This is a genomic window from Metabacillus dongyingensis (genome assembly GCF_019933155.2).
Classification (GTDB): domain Bacteria; phylum Bacillota; class Bacilli; order Bacillales; family Bacillaceae; genus Bacillus_P; species Bacillus_P dongyingensis.
The window spans coordinates 3,947,601-3,966,616 of record NZ_CP082944.1; the positions used below are offsets into that span (position 1 = coordinate 3,947,601).

The 19,016-nt window shown below is 40.9% G+C and carries 20 protein-coding genes and 1 other annotated feature; of the genes, 5 read left to right on the plus strand and 15 right to left on the minus strand.

Annotated features, from left to right (window positions below; all coding sequences use genetic code 11):
* Positions 1-108 precede the first annotated feature (108 nt).
* The 12 genes from leuS to K8L98_RS19655 all read right to left on the minus strand — a co-directional run bounded on the left by leuS (position 109) and on the right by K8L98_RS19655 (position 10,719).
* The gene (gene leuS / locus K8L98_RS19600; protein WP_223437386.1) at positions 109-2,523 is read right to left on the minus strand and encodes a leucine--tRNA ligase; all 2,415 of its coding nucleotides are present in this window, start codon (positions 2,521-2,523) and stop codon (positions 109-111) included.
* Positions 2,524-2,626: 103 nt separating this feature from the next.
* Positions 2,627-2,859, minus strand: a binding site (T-box leader).
* Between the two features lie 168 nt (positions 2,860-3,027).
* Entirely contained in the window at positions 3,028-3,351 is a 324-nt protein-coding gene (locus K8L98_RS19605; protein ID WP_223437388.1) for a DUF4257 domain-containing protein, read from the minus strand.
* A 243-nt stretch (positions 3,352-3,594) separates the two neighbouring features.
* Positions 3,595-3,813 carry a hypothetical protein gene (locus tag K8L98_RS19610; RefSeq protein ID WP_223437390.1) on the minus strand — a complete coding sequence of 73 codons (219 nt, stop codon included), beginning with the start codon at positions 3,811-3,813 and terminating at the stop codon, positions 3,595-3,597.
* Between the two features lie 61 nt (positions 3,814-3,874).
* Positions 3,875-5,065, minus strand: a complete 1,191-nt coding sequence (locus K8L98_RS19615; protein WP_223437392.1) for an MDR family MFS transporter — start codon at positions 5,063-5,065, stop codon at positions 3,875-3,877.
* Positions 5,066-5,392: 327 nt separating this feature from the next.
* On the minus strand, positions 5,393-5,797 hold the full coding sequence (locus K8L98_RS19620; RefSeq protein WP_223437393.1) for a hypothetical protein: 405 nt from the start codon (positions 5,795-5,797) through the stop codon (positions 5,393-5,395).
* Between the two features lie 45 nt (positions 5,798-5,842).
* Positions 5,843-7,177 (minus strand): ABC transporter permease, encoded by a 1,335-nt coding sequence (locus K8L98_RS19625; RefSeq protein ID WP_223437395.1) that lies wholly within the window; start codon positions 7,175-7,177, stop codon positions 5,843-5,845.
* The gene (locus tag K8L98_RS19630; protein WP_223437397.1) at positions 7,167-7,865 is read right to left on the minus strand and encodes an ABC transporter ATP-binding protein; all 699 of its coding nucleotides are present in this window, start codon (positions 7,863-7,865) and stop codon (positions 7,167-7,169) included. Before K8L98_RS19630 ends, K8L98_RS19625 begins: the two co-directional genes overlap by 11 nt.
* A 14-nt stretch (positions 7,866-7,879) precedes the next feature.
* A complete protein-coding gene (locus K8L98_RS19635) occupies positions 7,880-8,869 on the minus strand; it encodes a hypothetical protein (RefSeq protein WP_223437398.1) in 990 nt (329 codons plus the stop codon).
* Positions 8,863-9,741: an ABC transporter ATP-binding protein gene (locus tag K8L98_RS19640; RefSeq protein WP_223437400.1), complete on the minus strand. Its 879-nt coding sequence runs from the start codon at positions 9,739-9,741 to the stop codon at positions 8,863-8,865. The genes K8L98_RS19635 and K8L98_RS19640 overlap by 7 nt, the downstream gene beginning before the upstream one ends.
* The gene (locus K8L98_RS19645) at positions 9,734-10,123 is read right to left on the minus strand and encodes a GntR family transcriptional regulator (protein ID WP_223437402.1); all 390 of its coding nucleotides are present in this window, start codon (positions 10,121-10,123) and stop codon (positions 9,734-9,736) included. The genes K8L98_RS19640 and K8L98_RS19645 overlap by 8 nt, the downstream gene beginning before the upstream one ends.
* Positions 10,124-10,281: 158 nt before the next feature.
* A complete protein-coding gene (locus K8L98_RS19650; RefSeq protein ID WP_223437404.1) occupies positions 10,282-10,443 on the minus strand; it encodes a glycogen biosynthesis protein GlgD in 162 nt (53 codons plus the stop codon).
* A 12-nt stretch (positions 10,444-10,455) separates the two neighbouring features.
* Positions 10,456-10,719 carry a YtzC family protein gene (locus tag K8L98_RS19655; RefSeq protein WP_223437406.1) on the minus strand — a complete coding sequence of 88 codons (264 nt, stop codon included), beginning with the start codon at positions 10,717-10,719 and terminating at the stop codon, positions 10,456-10,458.
* 180 nt (positions 10,720-10,899) lie between these two features.
* Here K8L98_RS19655 and mnmL point away from each other — a divergent pair, with 180 nt between their 5' ends.
* Entirely contained in the window at positions 10,900-11,865 is a 966-nt protein-coding gene (gene mnmL / locus K8L98_RS19660; RefSeq protein WP_223437408.1) for a tRNA modification radical SAM protein MnmL/YtqA, read from the plus strand.
* Positions 11,862-12,440: a tRNA 5-(aminomethyl)-2-thiouridylate-methyltransferase MnmM gene (gene mnmM / locus K8L98_RS19665; RefSeq protein ID WP_223437410.1), complete on the plus strand. Its 579-nt coding sequence runs from the start codon at positions 11,862-11,864 to the stop codon at positions 12,438-12,440. Before mnmL ends, mnmM begins: the two co-directional genes overlap by 4 nt.
* 28 nt (positions 12,441-12,468) lie before the next feature.
* On the opposite strand, the gene K8L98_RS19670 is transcribed toward mnmM, so the two are convergent.
* Together K8L98_RS19670 and K8L98_RS19675 are read right to left on the minus strand one after the other, a co-directional pair.
* On the minus strand, positions 12,469-13,518 hold the full coding sequence (locus tag K8L98_RS19670; protein WP_223443610.1) for a tetraprenyl-beta-curcumene synthase family protein: 1,050 nt from the start codon (positions 13,516-13,518) through the stop codon (positions 12,469-12,471).
* Positions 13,519-13,567: 49 nt separating this feature from the next.
* On the minus strand, positions 13,568-14,356 hold the full coding sequence (locus K8L98_RS19675) for an alpha/beta hydrolase (RefSeq protein ID WP_223437412.1): 789 nt from the start codon (positions 14,354-14,356) through the stop codon (positions 13,568-13,570).
* A gap of 93 nt (positions 14,357-14,449) precedes the next feature.
* Between K8L98_RS19675 and K8L98_RS19680 the strand changes: the two genes are divergently transcribed.
* The 3 genes from K8L98_RS19680 to K8L98_RS19690 all read left to right on the plus strand — a co-directional run bounded on the left by K8L98_RS19680 (position 14,450) and on the right by K8L98_RS19690 (position 16,978).
* Positions 14,450-14,971, plus strand: a complete 522-nt coding sequence (locus tag K8L98_RS19680; protein WP_223437414.1) for a gamma carbonic anhydrase — start codon at positions 14,450-14,452, stop codon at positions 14,969-14,971.
* A 250-nt stretch (positions 14,972-15,221) separates the two neighbouring features.
* Positions 15,222-15,776, plus strand: a complete 555-nt coding sequence (locus tag K8L98_RS19685) for a phosphatase PAP2 family protein (protein ID WP_223437416.1) — start codon at positions 15,222-15,224, stop codon at positions 15,774-15,776.
* Positions 15,777-15,835: 59 nt separating this feature from the next.
* Positions 15,836-16,978 carry a glycosyltransferase family 4 protein gene (locus tag K8L98_RS19690; RefSeq protein ID WP_223437418.1) on the plus strand — a complete coding sequence of 381 codons (1,143 nt, stop codon included), beginning with the start codon at positions 15,836-15,838 and terminating at the stop codon, positions 16,976-16,978.
* A gap of 115 nt (positions 16,979-17,093) precedes the next feature.
* On the opposite strand, the gene asnB is transcribed toward K8L98_RS19690, so the two are convergent.
* Complete coding sequence (gene asnB / locus K8L98_RS19695; protein ID WP_223437420.1) at positions 17,094-18,983, minus strand: asparagine synthase (glutamine-hydrolyzing); 1,890 nt, start codon at positions 18,981-18,983, stop codon at positions 17,094-17,096.
* Positions 18,984-19,016 lie beyond the last annotated feature (33 nt).

The following is a 19,016-nucleotide window of genomic DNA, read 5'->3' on the forward strand; positions in this document are numbered from 1 at the left end:
TTACTTATTGTCCATCTCCTAACTCCTCGGTCGAAAAGTCAATCCCGGGCTTTTGCGGCGAATTCTTATCTGCCTGTCGGAGCTGAACAGTCGGTTCCGCTTTTCTTATCAGTTTGCTACAATGTTTACCAGCTTTCCTGGCACTGCAATGATTTTACGGACAGTCTTCCCGTCTACCTGTTCTTTAACTGTGGCATCAGACAGGGCAATTTCCTGCATTTCTTCGCGTGTTGCATCTTTTGGAACATTTAATTTTGCTTTTAATTTACCGTTGACCTGAACGACAATTTCAACTTCGTCTTCAACTAATTTGCCTTCGTCATATGCAGGCCATGTTTCATAAGAAATCGTACCTTCATGTCCAAGCTTTTCCCATAATTCCTCAGCAAGATGCGGAGCAACAGGAGACAATAATTTCACAAACCCTTCCATGTAGGCTTTTGGAAGCACAGTTGCTTTGTATGCATCATTGATGAAAACCATCAATTGAGAAATGGCTGTGTTGAAGCGCAAGCCTTCGTAGTCTTCTGTAGCTTTTTTAACCGTTTGATGATAAACACGCTCTAAGCTGTCAGACATTTCATCTGTAATTTTTGGACTTAATGCCCCGTTATCTTCAACGAATAGACGCCATACTCGATCCAAGAAACGGCGAGCTCCGTCTAATCCTTTTTCAGACCATGCAATTGAGGCTTCAAGGGGTCCCATAAACATTTCGTATAAGCGTAAAGTATCTGCTCCGTGACTTGCTACAATGTCATCCGGATTTACAACGTTCCCTTTAGATTTACTCATTTTTTCGTTGTTTTCACCAAGAATCATTCCTTGATTAAACAATTTTTGGAATGGCTCTTTTGTCGGCACAATGCCAAGGTCGTATAAAACCTTATGCCAGAATCTTGCGTACAGCAAGTGAAGAACAGCATGCTCGGCCCCGCCGATATACGTATCAACAGGAAGCCACTCTTTTATTTTTTCAGGATCAGCAAGGTGCTCTGAATTCTTTGGATCAATATAACGCAAGTAGTACCAGCAGCTTCCGGCCCATTGCGGCATTGTATTTGTTTCGCGTCTTCCTTTTTTGCCTGTTTCAGGATCTGTCACATTCACCCATTCTTCAATGACGGCAAGCGGTGATTCACCTGTGCCGGATGGGCGGATTTCTGTTGTTTTCGGCAATGTTAATGGAAGCTGATCTTCAGGCACCGCAGACATAGTGCCGTCTTCCCAATGAATAATCGGAATCGGCTCTCCCCAGTAGCGCTGACGGGAGAATAACCAGTCACGAAGACGGTACGTAATTTTCTTTTCACCCTTTTGATTTGTTTCAAGCCAGTTAATCATGTTTTCTATTCCGTCTTGTTTATTCAAGCCATTCAGGAAATCAGAGTTTACATGAAGTCCCTCGCCAGTGTAAGCTTCTTTCTCGACATCTCCGCCTTCTACTACTTCTTTAATAGGAAGGTCGAATGTTTTTGCAAACTCAAAATCTCTCTCATCATGAGCAGGTACTGCCATAATGGCTCCTGTTCCATAGCTGACTAAAACATAATCCGCAATCCAGATTGGCATTCTCTCGCCATTTACAGGATTTATCGCATAGGCTCCTGTGAATACACCCGTTTTTTCTTTAGCTAAATCTGTTCTTTCAAGATCACTTTTGCTTTTCATTTTATCGATATAAGCTGCAACCGCTTCTTTTTGATCTGCAGTTGTAATTTCTTTAACAAGCGCATGCTCAGGTGCAAGCACTGCATAAGTAGCTCCAAACAGCGTATCAGGACGAGTAGTGAAGACAGTAAACGTTTGATTATGACCGTCAATGCCAAAATGAACGTGAGCACCTTCTGAGCGGCCAATCCAATTGCGCTGCATTTCTTTAATGCTCTCAGGCCAATCCACTTCTTCTAAGTCTTCAATTAATCTGTCAGCATAAGCTGTAATTTTAAGCATCCATTGTTTCATTGGACGGCGCTCAACAGGGTGTCCCCCGCGTTCACTCTTGCCATCAATAATTTCTTCGTTTGCCAAAACTGTTCCAAGTGCAGGACACCAGTTTACAGCCACTTCATCTACGTATGCCAAACCTTTTTTATATAATTGAAGGAAGATCCATTGCGTCCATTTGTAATACTCAGGGTCTGTTGTATTGATTTCACGGTCCCAGTCATATGAAAAACCAAGGCTCTGAATTTGACGGCGGAATGTATCAATATTCTTTGCTGTAAATTCAGCAGGATCATTACCTGTATCGAGTGCGTACTGCTCAGCTGGAAGTCCGAATGCATCCCAGCCCATCGGATGAAGAACATTGAAACCCTGCATCCGTTTAACACGGGACAAAATATCAGTTGCCGTGAAGCCTTCAGGGTGGCCAACGTGCAAACCGGCACCTGATGGATATGGAAACATATCAAGAGCGTAAAATTTCGGTTTACCTTCGACCTCTGTTGTTTTAAATGTTTTATTTTCAAGCCAGTAATTCTGCCATTTTTTCTCAACTTTATCGTGCTTAAAACTCATATAAATCCTCCTCAAATTGGTGCGTTGCTCTTCGCTTTTAGTATTCAGTCTGAACGGCTGTCCCCAAGATTAAACCGCACAATAGAAAAAACCTCTCATCCCAATAAGGGACGAGAGGTTTAATTTCCCGCGGTACCACCCAATTTAGCGCCAACAATCAGGCACTCACTTAAGCATCCGTAACGTGGATCACGACAGACATTACTGTGCAGGCAGTTCTGCAGTTGACGTCTGTAACTCAAAGGTGAGTTCACAGGCAATGGATGATTGACTCGCACCTTCCGTCAATTCTCTGAGCATCTAAAGTCTGTTACTATTCCTTATCACCGTTCATATCGTATACCTTTATATATTGTATTTTATAGAAATTGCTTCCGTGATGCAAGTTGTTAAATGAAGAAAAAGCGGAAATCGGATGATGGGCGGCAGATATGTTCATTTTCTGCGAAATGAGAAGTGTTAGATTTTGAGAGATTAAGAAGTGAGTTTGCTGTCATCAGGAGATTATTTTGCTTGACGCTCATTGTCTTTTTCTGGCTGCACTGTGTTGTCCTGCTGCTGTCTGACAAAGTCAAAACTCCTTAATACCGCTTCCCCGCTGTAACCAGCGATAATAGAAAGCACGACAAGCTGAAATGAGGATGAGGGTTCTGTCGATAAAACAAGCAGGATAGAAGCTGTTATCCCCATTGCGATATCTTCCCAGAATCCTAAGTAGATAAACCGTTTTGTCATTCTTGGTTTTTCGATCCTTCCTTTCTTTTTGACATGTCCAAGTAAACCCATTAACCCCCCAATCAACGACGCTACAACTACTGTCTGCAGCATAAGATCACCTTCCTAAAGCCGTAATAATTTCGGCACGCGACTTCAGGTACAAGATATTTAAGCTTCTTCTTTTGCTTGTACAGGTTTATGAAAAAATAGAAGCTTGTTTTACTTCCATTATATGTGAATATGGGTTAAACAAGCTTGATTAAATAGAAGGAATTTTCAGGAAACTATTTATCGTACTTTTTCACTAGACCGAACGTTTTTTCGGTTTTTCTCCTATGTGATAAGTACCATTCATTACGGCACCGTGCAGCCGCCTGAATTTTCAATCTGCAGATGTGTAAAATCTATAAGTTTCTGACCATCCAAAATCAGAGCATAATCAGCATTTTCAGACACTCGCCGCATTTTTTCAGCAATGAAATATTTATCAGCTTCTTTTAGTAATCTCTGATATTGTTTGGGCACAATTTTATTGAAGATGATAAAAAAAGAATGATGGCATAACCGGGACAATTGGCACTCGCTCCCGAAATAAAAAAAGCGAGAATTCATTCCCGCTTCACCTTTGGTTATGTTAGGAAGTCAGAATGGCTTCTCCCAGTTTTTGATTCTTTAATTTTTTGTCATAGATTGATGTTGTAAACATTGCAAGAACCAGCAAGCCAAATAATACTATGAAAAGCATGTTTATTCCGTACAGATCTACCAGCACACCGCCAAGCAGCGGACCAATCATTCTTCCTCCTGTGGCTGTACTGTTGACGAAACCCTGATAAAAACCTTCCCTTCCTTTAGGCGCAAGGTCATTTGCTATTGTTGGAACTGCTGGCCAGACAAGCATTTCCCCAACGGTCAAAATAATCATCGCAGCCATAAAGCCGCTGAACTCATCCGCAAACGAAACTGCTGCAAAGGAAACGATAAAAATGACAAATCCAATCATCATCTGTTTTTTTATAGATTTGGCAAAATACTTAACAAAGGTATTCACTATAGGCTGGGCAAAAACAATTAATGCCCCGTTGACAGTCCATATTAAGCTGTATTGGGTGAGGGAAATGCCAAGCTCCTGGGTATGTGCGGCAATAGTTGATTGCCACTGTACGTAGGCCACCCAGCAAAGAGCATATCCTGAGCATAGAATGATAAGAGCGGTAAATTTATCATTGTTTTTTACTTTAGATGACTGCTGCAAAATCGATGTTTGTGCAGATGGTCGTACAGCTATATTTCGATATCCGAAACATGCAAGCAAGAAAAAAACAGCATATAAGGCTGCATTTGCAATGAAGATATATTGAAATGAATACCCCGCAATTAATCCTCCAAGCGCTGCTCCGACAGCGACCCCTGCATTTTGAGAGACATAAATGGCATTAAAAGCCTTCCTTCCCCCCTCAGGCCAAACCGTTCCCGCGAGCGCATACATTGATGGAAACACGATTCCGGATCCAAAACCGACCAGCGTCAAAAAAAAGATATATGATGGCCAGCCATGAAAAAACACTAGACCTAAAATAGCTGCAAATGTAAGGATAATTCCGCTTAAGATCGAACGGTATCCGCCATAGCGGTCAAATAAAACACCGCCAATCAAATTTCCTGCCACACTCGCAGCAGAGTTAAACATGAGAACCACACCCGCAACGGTTAACGATTTGCCGAGATGATCATGAATGTAAATCGTATTTAAAGGCCATAGAAACGATGATCCTGTAACATTGATCAGCATGCCAATAATCAATAGCCATAAAGAACGCGGCATGAGAAAACCTCCTTCAAAAAACTCACAAAAAAGCACGAAGGCATCGCTGTGCCTTCGCGTCTTTTTCTAATCCACCTGAAATTGTAGTCCTTTTTTAGGGAGATTGCAATAAGGAAATTTTAAACACGACAAACAGCTGCTCTGAAGTTTCTCATTTAGCTGGAATCGATAATTCACTATTTAAAATGATTCTATTATAGCGGAATTTCAGCTTTAGTCAACTGTTTTGGACTATTTATCCGATACTTTGTTATTAACCGCCTTTTCTCTGCGATTAGCTAAAACATGTTTTATTGTCCAGCAGAATAGATGTGCTTGGCGGGGTCTTCAAAAGCTATACAATTTTTCTTCCACCTTGAATGTAATAACCCCTTGGCTGTCTGCTGATTTAGCGGTAATTTTTGCAGTACCGCGGTATCCTTTTTCAAAGTAGCCGAATATCATTTCCTGTCTCTGCTTACCGTTTTGATCTGTGTAAACAAGCTGCATGATGCTTTCACCGAAATCCTCATCAGGAACAATTGTAATCTCATGCTGCTCATTCTGTTTCAGTGAAGGAATGGGTATATTTTCCTCATTATAGTAATAAGTTATCTCCAAACCGCTGATTTCTTGTCCAGTTCGATTTTCCACGGAGATTTTCAGTCCGCTGGTGAACACATTTTTAACAGGCAGAAAAAATAAGAGCAGCAGGATAAACGCAATCAACAGATTTTGAACCCATTTCTTCATACAAATACTCCTCTCTAAAAAAAGCAGGCAAATTCCGCCTGCTTCTTATAGTTCACGTCTCAATGCCGAAAGCACATTAATTTTAGTTGCTTTCACCGCAGGCCTTAAGCCTGAGATAACCGCAACCCCCACGCTGATGCCGCTTGCAATCAGAACTAGGCTAAGCGGAATAGAAGAGAAAGTTAAATCCACTCCATCCATGCTTCCTTCCGAGACCGTCTCCAGGATGAGAGGGATTGCTAAGTTGGCAGCAAAGCTGATCACGTACGCAATCGCAACACCTAGCAAAGAGCCAAGTATGCCGATAAATGCACTTTCAAGCAGAAAAATTCTTCTTATCATTCCCGGCTGCGCGCCAATGGCTTTCATAATTCCGATTTCCTGTGTTCGTTCTGTCACAGCCATTGTCATCGTATTAAAAATACCGATTGAGGCAATAAGAACTGCTACTGTTCCGATAAATATCAGCCCGGCTTTAAACGCATTAAAGAATAAGTTGAGGTTATCGAGTTCTTCCGTGACGGAATACACAAGATAGCCTTTTTCTTTTAAAGCGTCTGTCACTTCTTTTACTTGCTCAATACCTGTTGTATAAACATTTATCTCCGAATACTCCGGTACTTCTAACTCCTCTGCTCCATCTGCTTTTTCAGCAAAAGCCCTCATCTCGCTTTTCCACTTTTCGCTGATGTAAATATTGGAGTCCTCCATAAAATCTCTTGCCGGCGCTTCAGCTACGCCTGCTATTTTAAACGTCCAGCTTTTTGTTTCCGATTTATCTTCGACTTGTTCTGTCATCGAAAAAACAATCTCTTTTCCAATGAGTTCACCTTTATATCCCTCTGGTGATTCTTGTTTCGACTCTGGATTCTCATTTCTTTTATCCAGCTGCTTTTTCTCAGCTTCAGTTAAAAGTGACTTTCCAAAATGATAGCCTACAATGATTTCATTATCGCTTTTGGGAGCATTTCCAGACACTAGTTTCGTATTTCCCTTCAGCTCCTGTTCCATATTCGTAAGAACGGGACCCGCAAAGGCAGACGTCCGGTCCGACAGTTTGACTTCTGTTTGGGCAGTCTGGGATACTCCTGATCTTCTAACGACTGCTGCCACATGTTCGGTATTTTCAAGCTCCTTAATCTGCTCTTTTGTTGCTTGTTCAAATTGACCGTCTGTTTCTTTTCCGCTGATTTGAATTTCATTTAGCTTCTGTGCACTTAATAACTCCTCCTGCATGCTTTTTTGCATGCCGAATCCAACAGACGCGAGGACAATTAAAAAAGCGCATCCTATCGTTGTAGCAAGTACGGTCATGAATACCCGCATCCGATTTTTTTTCATATTGCGTCTCACCAGATTGAGCTGATCTTTAAATTTCAACAGGAACGCCCCTTTCCTTTAACACGCCATCTTGAAGGACAAACTTGCGGTCACTGTATTCTGCGACCTCTTCATCATGAGTAATAATGAAGAAGGTGATTCCTTTTTCAGCATTCAATTCTTTTATCAAATCAAGAATCTCTTTCTCTGTTTCAGAGTCTAAGCTGCCTGTAGGCTCATCAGCAAGGATAATTTCCGGATTAGTAATCAGGGCTCGTCCAATACCGACACGCTGCTGCTGCCCTCCGGAAAGCTCATTAGGATAATGGGCAGAGTGATTTTCCAATCCGATTCGGTACAGCATTTCCGTAACGAGTGTTTTCCGTTCTGATGATGGAATCCCTTTCAGAGTTAAAGGGAGTTCAATATTTTCAAATGTAGTCAGGCTTGGTATCAGCTGAAAGCTTTGAAAGATAAACCCGAATGTATTCAAACGAAATTCCGCCCACTCTTTTTCATTAAATTCAGTAACCTCCGTCCCGCCGACAATGATCTTTCCTGCTGTAGGAGGGATATAGCCTGAAATTAAGTTCAGCAAAGTCGATTTTCCGGAACCGCTTCTGCCGACAATCGATGCAATTTCCCCTTTTTTCACTTCAAGCGATACATCTTTTAGAACAGGAATTTCTTTTTCACTGCCTTTTTTCCCAACCTTAAAGGAATGATGCAAATGTTGTACCTTAATCATCTTCGTTCCCTCTCCTATGCCTGCTTTGATTTTTTATAGATTAAATAATAGCCGAGTAAAATACTTATAGCAGCACCGATTAAAGCTCCAATTATATAACCTGAGAAATTTCCGCTGGAGATGCCATAACCGCTTAAACTGAAACCAAGAACACCCAGCAGAATGACAATCATTTGAACTGGTAAGTTCAGCTCTTTCCATAAAAAGAAATTGCCGTTTCGCTCATTTGGATGCTTAATGAATGAAAAATGGCCGATAAGGTAGAAAAGAATGGCCATACAGCCAGGAATCAAGAAATAGTATCTGTATTCGGAAGGGATATCCCGAAATATTATTCCTCCGAAAAATTGAATAGCCGGAGTAAGTAAATACCCTGCTTCATACCACTTTTCCATTTCCACATAGGAATCATTGCTGAATGCCTGAATATTCCCTGTTATGACAAATGTAAACAGCAGAGGCAGGACTGAAGCACTGATTGCTGTGAGTCCCTGTGCAAAAGGCGTTCCGGTTAGGGCTCCCGCAGACAAAGTTAGCGTATAAAACATTACAAGGGATGAAAAATAGAGAAAGTAATAACTGAACAGCGGCTGAGATACAGCAATATCGTGCCATTCGATATAGCTGCCTGTTAAAATCAGCGATATGAGCGTGGATAATACGATCATTCCAAAAGCTAAAACCCATTTCACGAAAAATATTTTAGATCTCATATATGGAAGGGACAGAGTAAAATCCATTATTCCTTTTGCCCGTTCCGTTCCTATTTGGTTAATAGCAATAAAAAAGACAAACAATGAGCTGATGAAAAGAAGCGGATCTGCTCCAAATTGAAAAACAAACGGCTCTGGCGTGTAATCTGGGTATTTTTTTACTAATTCCATATGACCTGAATACTGGGACCATACGGAAAATGGCACTGCAAACGAATTAAATATTACTAACAAGAGAAACAGCGATCGTACTTGCTTAAACTCTTTTTCAAAAAGACCTCCTCCTACCATCTTCGCTTCCCTCCAAACTTAGCGATAAATACTTCTTCTAAATTAACCGGGAGCTGATTCCACACTTTCGGTCTTAACGATTTCAGCCAATCCTGGTTCTCTTTGTCATCACATTTTAAGAGAAGTGTATAGAATACACCTGCGAAATCCAAAATGGAGATATTTCGTTCTCTGATTTTAAGAAGAACATCTTCTTCGAATACAGCCTGAACTTTCATGTAATCTTCTTTTACAGAATCCATATCCATCACATTTTCAAGTGATTCTCCCTCTAAAAAACCGATCCGGCTGCAGATTCGTTCAATATCTTCTAAGCGATGTGATGTGATGAGAATCGCTGTTTCTCTTTCTGCGACCTCGTCGATCATAAGCTGAAGCAGGTCATGACGGGTAACAGCATCAATGCCATCAGTAGGCTCATCAAGCAGAATCACTGCAGGACGTGTGGCAAATGCAAGAATCAGGGACAGCTGTTTTTTCAAACCAGTTGATAATTCACGGTATTTTTTTGTTTCCGGTATTCCGTATCTGTTAATCAATTCATTTGAGTAAGTCACATCAAAATCTGGATAGAGCGGCTTTAAAATACGTACTAGTTCTCTGTAAGTGTATTTGTCATAAAAAGGATTCTGAACAGACACATAAATCACTTTCCGTTTAACAAGAGGATTTTCTTTAATGGTGACGCCATCAAACAAAACCTCTCCTTCATCAGGCAAAATAATCTGCTGAATTAACCGTAAAATCGTGGTTTTTCCCGAACCGTTCCGGCCAAGTAATCCAAAGATTTCTCCTTTTCCAAGCTTCAGGGAGATGGAATCAAGTACTTTTTCTCCATCAAGCGTTTTCGAAAGATTCTTCAGCTCAATCATTTCTTCCACCTCTCATTTCCCTGCTGATTTCCTCAATCCATTTATGGATAATTTCAATGTCTACCCCTGCATATACAGCATCTACGATGAGGGGTTTCAACTGTTCTTTAATCATCTCCATCTTCCCCTGATCCAATGTTATTTGGGCATTCTCCGATACAAACGTTCCTCTGCCCCTCAATGTTTCAATAATGCCTTCCCGTTCTAATTCTTTATAAGCTTTGCTGACTGTATTTGGATTTGCAATAATCATTGTTGAGAGCTCTCTGACAGACGGCAGCTTCTCTCCGGGCTTTACTATTCCCTTTAAACAAAGCTCTTTCATTTGCTGTATGATTTGCTCATAAATCGCGGTTGAACTGCGCGGATCAATTTGAATCATCGGTCTCCCTTCTTTCTTTAACCGAGATATGTACCGTCTCTGTCGTATTAAGTGTAATAGTTAATATAGTACACTTAATACAATATGTTTTTTTACATACATTGTCAATTGGTTTTTATAAAATAAAACTGCCTCCATAACGGAAGCAGTTTTCAAACTTATTCGGAACGCTGTTTCGATTTTACAGGCTGACCCTGCTGCTCATACTTTTTCTTTGATTGCTTAACAGGCTCAAAGTCTTTCCCAAATTCTACATCCTGGTTATTAGAGCCGTTTCTTGTCTTTTGTTCAGGGTTATTCTGTTTTGAACGTTTTTTCATCTGAAAGGCCTCCTAATGATCCAGTAAAATCATTTCATTTTGAAGCTGCTGAAGCTGAAGACGCATTCTGTAAAGCTGTTCTTTTTGCTGATCATTGGCGCTTAATGTTAAGGAATTGCACTCATTTACTGCATCTTCAAGCATTTGCTGAGCTTTTGAATACTCTGTGTCATTGTAATGCTCCTGCTTAGATCCTTCAGCGAATTGATTTCTGGCATAGTCATACGAATTTGTGCATCGGTCGAGACATTCAGTTACAGATTGTCTTGTTGCCATTTTGCAAACCCCCTATAAGTAAATGAAGCATTTCACTTCATTACGTATAGTTTGCACAACATTAGAATTCAAATTACGGGAAAACAATTGGAAAAAGACTTTTCAGGTGTTTGTCATCAAGGCAAACACCATGATAAAATGCTCTGATGGCTATTTACCAATTAAGGAGGTTTTTCTAGTTTGAAGCAGATTAACCCTTTTCCATATGCATCAGATGAAAAAAGGTATTATACATGGAATTATCATTTAAGAAATCACTTTGGACATAAAGTGTTTAAGGTAGCATTAGACGGAGGATTTGACTGCCCCAATCGTGACGGTACAGCTGCATATGGCGGCTGCACATTTTGCAGTGCTGCCGGTTCAGGAGATTTTGCGGGAAACCGCGCAGAGGATCTTGTTACTCAATTCAATCAAATAAAAGAAAAGATGCACGAAAAGTGGAAAAACGGCAAGTACATGGCCTATTTTCAAGCGTATACAAATACTCATGCACCCGTTGAGGTCCTTCGTGAGAAATTTGAGTCTGTACTGGAATTGGATGGAGTTGTCGGACTATCTATTGCCACAAGGCCAGACTGCCTGCCCGATGATGTTGTTGAGTATTTGGCCGAATTAAACGAAAGAACGTACCTGTGGGTGGAACTTGGGCTTCAGACTTTGCATGAACGGACATCATTGCTTATAAACCGTGCTCACGACTATGAGTGCTATAAAAAAGGCGTGGAGAAGCTGCGAAAACATAACATTCGAATTTGCTCCCATATTATTAACGGACTTCCGCTTGAATCAAATGAAATGATGATGGAAACAGCCCAAGCTGTGTCAAAGCTCGATGTTCAGGGCATAAAAATCCATCTTCTCCATTTACTGAAAGGGACACCAATGGTAAAGCAGTATGAGAAAGGCAAGCTGGAATTTTTAACAAAAGAAGACTATGTAAGCTTAGTATGCGACCAGCTTGAAATTCTGCCTCCGGATATGATCGTCCACAGGATTACAGGAGATGGACCGATTGATCTAATGATTGGCCCAATGTGGAGTGTGAATAAATGGGATGTTCTCAACTCGATAGATGCAGAACTTAAGAACCGCGGAAGTTTTCAGGGAAAATATTTTAAGAAAGAACAGGTAATCGCAGAATGAAACTAGAACGGGTGCTTCCTTTTGCAAAATCCATCTTGGCAAGGACTGTTGCTCAAGGGGACATTGCAATAGACGCAACAATTGGAAACGGACATGACACGGTCTTTCTTGCAGAGCTTGTCGGTGAGAGCGGACATGTTTATGGCTTTGATATTCAGGATGATGCAATCAAAGCTACATCATCAAGACTGTCTGATCACTCTTTTACAGAACGTGTGACACTATTTAAAGAAAGCCATGAACATGCAGCTGACTGCTTGCCGAAGGGTATCTCCGGACGGGTAGCTTCAGCTGTCTTTAATCTGGGCTATTTGCCCGGCGGCGATAAAGAAATTATCACAAAGCCAGAATCGACTATTCAGGCAATTGAACAGCTCTTTTCCTTGATGAAGCAGGGAGGAGTCATTATTCTTGTTATTTATCACGGACATCCTGGCGGAAAAATTGAACGTGATGCTATTATGGAATATGCCTGTCAGCTGGATCAAAAAAAGGCGCACGTTCTGAAGTATCAATTTCTTAATCAGAAGAACAGCGCTCCATTTATTATTGCAATTGAAAAAATGCAGGCATAGAAAAAGACCGGGTTATGATCCCGGTCTTTTAAGAGCTTCTTGAAGCAGCAAGCTTCTGAATAGCACGGTATGCCCGTCCATTCCAGTAAAAGAACGAGGACGTTCTTCCTCCAAGTTTGATTAATTGTCTGGCAAGCTTTCCGAGATCTTTTCTTGAGGTTACTTTCTCGTCGGATAAATAAACGCCAAGCAGTCCTCTATGAATGAGTTTATGGAAGTTTTCATGAGGGATTCCGCTGAGGTTGGATTCAGCCTGGAGGACGAAATGCTCAAGCCTCTTCATCATTTCTTTCTCTGTCTCATAGTAATTGCAGAAATTCAAATCTCCTCCTATTCGATCTTCCTCTTGATCAATTAAATAGTCGAGCAGAATATGCAGGCCTTGAACGTATGGAAAATAGCTTTCACGGATCCGGAAGGCTTCCCTTTCGTTGAAGTCCTCTCTGAATGCATATGAGACCAGACAAAAAATGCCTAAAGTCGATCCCGCACACGCAGAGAATTCATACCACTGCATATCCGGCAATCCTTGTTTGTTTTTTTCAAACCATGTTTCAAGTCTCGGAATGCGCTCATCTATTGTTACATGCTTATGTACTTGTAAATCACAGTAATAACACGACAATTCGAGTAAATGTTCTGCAATTAGAGGGTAGTTGCCGAGTCTGCTTAATATATTCTGGCATGTAGAAACGAGAGCATGCAAGTATCCGCCGTCATTTTGATCTGTCCGGTAAGAATAGTAATTTTTAAGCGGTGCTCCTGCAGTCAGAGCATCAATCATCGATTGGTGCAGCATCGCGAAATCTAATGGATCAAGTGAAGTACTTCGATCACATAAATTATCAAGATAATCACTTATGGTCTGATAAGCGACAATAAATTCAATGCATTCATGCTTGTTTGTTTCTGACAAAAGCGCAAAAATCCCTCCGCCCTCACAGTGGAAGGATTTACCATTTATACTTGACAGCGCCTGATTTCTAAGCTCTGCGTTTGGAATCTGATTTGCTTTTTCTCTCCATTTATCCAGATGGACATGCACAGCCGGAAAAATATCTTTATAAATTTTCGCCATTAATCGCAGCGGATGCTGCGGAATTGCCGTCAATAAGATCACCTCTTTATCAGCTCTCTAAATGCGCATCGACAAAAGTTTGAGCGTACTTGAATACTTGATCCCGCTCAGGCTCATTAAAGATTTCATGATAGAAGCCTTTCCACTCTTTAAAAGCTTTTTCTGACAGAGCAGCGCGGTTGAACCAAGTTTTAACAGCAGAGCTGTCGACAACTTTATCATCACCGCCCTGCATGACAAGCAGCGGCAAATCAGGAAATTTCTTCACGTTTATATGCGCCTGCTCAATTGCTTTAATTAATTCACGATACCATCTTATCGACACTTTTGTCACATAAAGTGTATCATTCTCATCAGCATCTCTCACTTCTTTGTTTCTTGTAGCAATGCTGACAGATAAGCCGGAATCCACTCTCAAGGCAGGTGCAATGATGTTTAAAGGCTTAGAAATCAGCTCCATTGCTTTGCTTGGCTTATACACGAGCCCAAGACATGGAGAAGATAAAATAACACCGTTAATATGCTGGTGCTTTTCCTGCATTGCCCGAATCACAATCAGGCCGCCCATGCTGTGGCCTAAGAGGAAAAGCGGCAGACCAAGCTTACGGGCTTCGTCCACCCATACATTAAATTCGATAATATACTCATCAAATGATAAGATATGCCCGCGCCTTCTTGTCGATGTACCCTGGCCCGGCAGATCCCCCATAATGACATGGTACCCGGAGCACTTCCACATTTCAACGAGCCAGCGGTAACGTCCGTGATGCTCTGCTGCACCATGGACAATCACAATAACACCCTTAGGATTAGGATCTTCACATTCCCATTTCCACATGATCTTGTTCACACCTTTCTTTCAAGAAAATAAGTTTTAGTTTGCTATAATAACGATGCATACATCTTACATATATAAAGGAGATTGAAATTTATGATATACCCTTATAAAGAAAGCTTTCCGCAAATTTCAAATTCGGCATTCATCGCAAACTCCGCTGTGGTTACCGGTGACGTCATAATAGGTGATGAATCAAGCATTTGGTTTAATACAGTAATAAGAGGCGATGTTTCTCCGACAATTATTGGCAGCAGGGTTAATATACAGGATCAGTGCTGCCTCCATCAAAGCCCTGATGCGCCACTAATTATTGAAGATGAGGTGACTGTCGGCCATCAGGTTATTTTACATAGTTCGATCATTAGAAAGCAATCATTGATCGGGATGGGTTCCATTATACTCGATGGGGCCGAAATAGGCGAAGGTGCTTTCATTGGAGCCGGCAGCTTAGTCCCTCAGGGAAAAAAGATTCCCCCAAATACACTTGCATTCGGCAGGCCTGCAAAAGTAGTCCGCGAATTAAATGAGGAAGATCGAAAAGACATGGAGCGCATTCGCCGCGAGTATGTTGAAAAAGGTCAATATTATAAAAAGATCCAGGAAAACCAAGAATAAAATATTCTCTCTCTTCATATAAGTTAACACCGGGAAAAGGGTGTTTTCATCTTTCTGACTTTCCGTGAAATTGCTTTCGTCTGCGGTTTCACGGGTTTTTTTTACCTTTCTTTGGCTGCAGATTCCCCCCATGATTTCCCGCTTATATTTTGTAAATTATTTACTTATAAATTTTACATTTCCTTATTATTTGCTAAATATTTGTGTTTTACAATGTGGTTAAACAGTGTTGAAAAGGAGCATCCGATTGATGACCAAAATAATGGAAAATATGTACGATTTCGAATGCAGATTGTTCCGCAGTGTAAACCGTCATTTCGACCGGAAATTTATGAATTGCTTTTTCAGAAGCATTACACATGCAGGCGGAGCCACCTTCACGATTTCAATTTGCCTGCTGCTTATCCTAATAACAGGCGGCGAAACACGCTTGGCGGCAATCGCAAGTGCCGCAGCCTTACTCATCAGCCATCTGCCGGTAGCATTTGTCAAAAAACGCTATCCGAGAAAACGCCCTTATCTTGCTTTATTGGAAACAAAAGTTACCGCTAATCCGTTAGAAGATCATTCTTTTCCATCAGGACACACGACAGCCATTTTTTCAGTCATTATTCCATTTATTTTTATTCTTCCACAGGCAGCCATCCTGCTTCTTCCGCTTGGAATCAGCATCGGGGTGTCTAGAATGTATCTCGGACTGCACTATCCCTCTGATGTACTGGCGGGTTGTTTACTCGGCACTACCGCAGGTATGACTTGTTTTCTTCTTATAAATAAATATTTCGGAGCTTCTCTAATTCTCTAATTTCGTTTCTGAACTTGAAATAAACTCAGGCTGCTGTAACTGATTTATGGAGGGATAAGATGAAAATTGCGATATTCACAGACACATTTGCACCAGATGTAAATGGTGTTGCGAGAACGTTAAAACGTCTTACCGATTATTTAGAAAGCAAAGGCCATGATTATAAAGTATTTGCTCCCGAAAGCACAAAAGAATCTCTTTTTTCAAGTCATATTCACAGGTTTGCAAGCTCATCTTTTTATTTGTATCCGGAGTGCAGACTTGCCTGGCCGAACATGCTGCAGGTAAAGTCAGAGCTCATCAGATTTAAACCTGATATTATTCATGTGGCCACTCCTTTTAACATTGGTCTATGCGGACTGCATTATGCCAAAAAATTAAATATCCCCATAGTCGGTTCTTATCATACAGACTTTGATCAATATTTAGAGTTTTATGATCTGCAATTATTCTCAAAGCTCTTGTGGAAATATATGCTTTGGTTCCACAGGCCTTTACAGAAAATCTTTGTCCCATCTGAAGAAACAAAACAGCAGGTTCTAAATCAGGGATTTGAAAATGTTCATATCTGGTCAAGAGGTGTAGATTGCCAATTGTTTCATCCCAACTATTTGCGTAAAGAAATCATCCAGGAATATCAAATAAAAGAAAAATTCATTTTATCTTATGTCGGCAGACTCGCCCCGGAAAAAGATGTTCAGACATTAATGAAGATCTCTCATCAGCTACCTGAACACTTAAGGAGCAAAGTGCACTTTTTGATTGTGGGAGACGGGCCATCTAAAGAAGAAATGATGAAAGAATCACCGGATAACATGACGTTTGCAGGCTATGCAAGCGGTGAAAAGCTCGCAAAAATATATTCAGGTTCAGATCTATTCATATTTCCTTCACCGACTGAAACCTTTGGAAACGTTGTTCTTGAATCACTTGCTGCCGGAACTCCTGTTATAGGGGCAAATTCCGGCGGAGTTAAAAATATAATTCAGCAGGGAAAAACCGGCTATTTATGTGAAACAGGGTCTGCCGCCGAGTTTATAAGTGCCATTGACACCCTTTTGCAAAATGACGCCTTGAGGTATCAGATGGGAATGAGTGCCCGTGCTTATGCCCTCAGTCAAACTTGGGACAGCATTTTTGAAGGTTTACTGAGTGCCTACAGCGAGGTACTGGATCAGCGTGAATTCATACGTTATGCATAAGATGAACCGCCCCATTCACGCAAGGCAGCACAATCAGACTAAAACAATTTTGCAAATAAAAAAAGCTTGCAAAGACGTCTCCGCAAGCTGCCTCTTCAATGCGCAAGAGGCTTTTTTATGTTGCGGTCAATTGTGCAGCATCATCAAAATGGTAGACATTTTCGATGAACACCTGGTGCCAAATCATAAACGTTAAAACAGTCCATATCTTCCTGCTGTGATCTGCCTCTCCCATATAATGCTGATCTAATAATTGTGCGGCATACGATTTATTAATGAGATCTCCCGTCCCGCTCTCCCATATGATCACTTTTGCCCAATCATACATCTCATTTTTCAGCCAATTCCGTATCGGAACAGGAAAACCCAGTTTTTTTCGATTGAGAACGTGCGGCGGAACAATGTCCCGGACAGCCTGGCGAAGCAGATATTTCGTTTCGCCATGTTTGATTTTTAACTCATGCGGAATGGTTGAAGCAATTTTAAAAACTTCTTTATCCAGGAAAGGCACCCTTAGTTCCAATGAATGCGCCATTGTCATTTTGTCTGCTTTCACAAGAATATCCCCTTTGAGCCAGGTCATCACATCAATATATTGCATTTTTGAGATGCTGTCTAAATGACTGACATCTTCATAAAGGATCCCTGTTATATCTGTTGGATCAAAATGAACATCTGCAGAAAGCAATTCATGTTTTTCGGCAGATGAAAAGATGTTGGCATTTCCAATATACCGATCTTCTAAAAGGGTTGTCCCCCTCTCAATAAAGCTTTTTCCTTTCATTCCTTCAGGAAAAACCGCAGCCAGCTGTTTTAATCTTTGCTTAAAGCTGTGAGGAAGATGTCCAAAGACAGATAGATCTTGAGGTTCTTTATAAATATTATAGCCTGCAAAAAGCTCATCTGCTCCTTCCCCAGATAAAACGACTTTCACCTGCTTGCTTGCCTCACGTGCAATAAAATAAAGAGGAATAGAAGCCGGATCTGCCACTGGATCATCCATATGCCAAATGATTTTTGGAAGCTCCCTCATAAATTCCATATGATCAACGGTATAGGAAAAATTCTCAACGCCAAGCGCATCCGCTGTTTCTTTTGCTATATCGATTTCGCTGTAGCCTTCTTGCATAAAGCCGACAGAAAACGTTTTAAGTGAAGGGTGAAATTCCTTCGCAATGGATGCAATAATACTTGAATCCACTCCCCCCGACAGAAAAGATCCAACAGGCACATCGCTTCGCATATGGACTTTGACCGAATCAATTAAGGCATCCTGAATTTTTTCTTTGAGCCTGTTTTCGTCAGTTGGACGTACGGGTACAAGTTTCGGTTTCCAGTACCTTGTAAGCTCTAATGCTTCTCCCGTTTTTTTTGTAAAGAAATAGCCTGGAGGCACTTTCTTAATATGCTTCTGCATCGTGCCTGGGTCCGGTACATATTGAAAAGAGAGATAGTGCTCTAAGGATTCTTCATTAATAAGAGGATTTGGAAGATAATCAGTTAAACTCTTAAGCTCCGAAGCAAAAAGATTCATTTCGCCGTTTTCTATGTAGTAAAGAGGCTTTATTCCAAAGTGATCTCTCGCACCGAATAAAAAGTGTTCCTGTCTGTCCCAAATAAGAAATGAAAACATTCCTCTTAAAAGTTGAAGCGTTTCCTGGCCATAAATGCAATAAAGCGCAACAATCACTTCTGTATCCGTATCCGTTTTCAACTTAAATCCATGGGAAAAAATGATTTCTCTGAGCTCAATATAGTTATAAATTTCACCGTTAAACACAATATAGTAGCGGTCATCAGATCCATAAGCCATAGGCTGGTGTCCGCTTTTAACATCAATAATGCTTAACCGCTGAAAGGCCAGAAGAACCTGCTCATCTTGATAAATTCCGCTGTCATCCGGACCTCTGTGTTCTATTTTTCTGCTTGCCTTCTCAATGAATGTATTAAATAAAAGATCTCTCGTTTGTTTACGATAATCAATAATTCCAACAAATCCGCACATCCTATTCGCCTCCAAAAGTGTCTTTCCACTTAT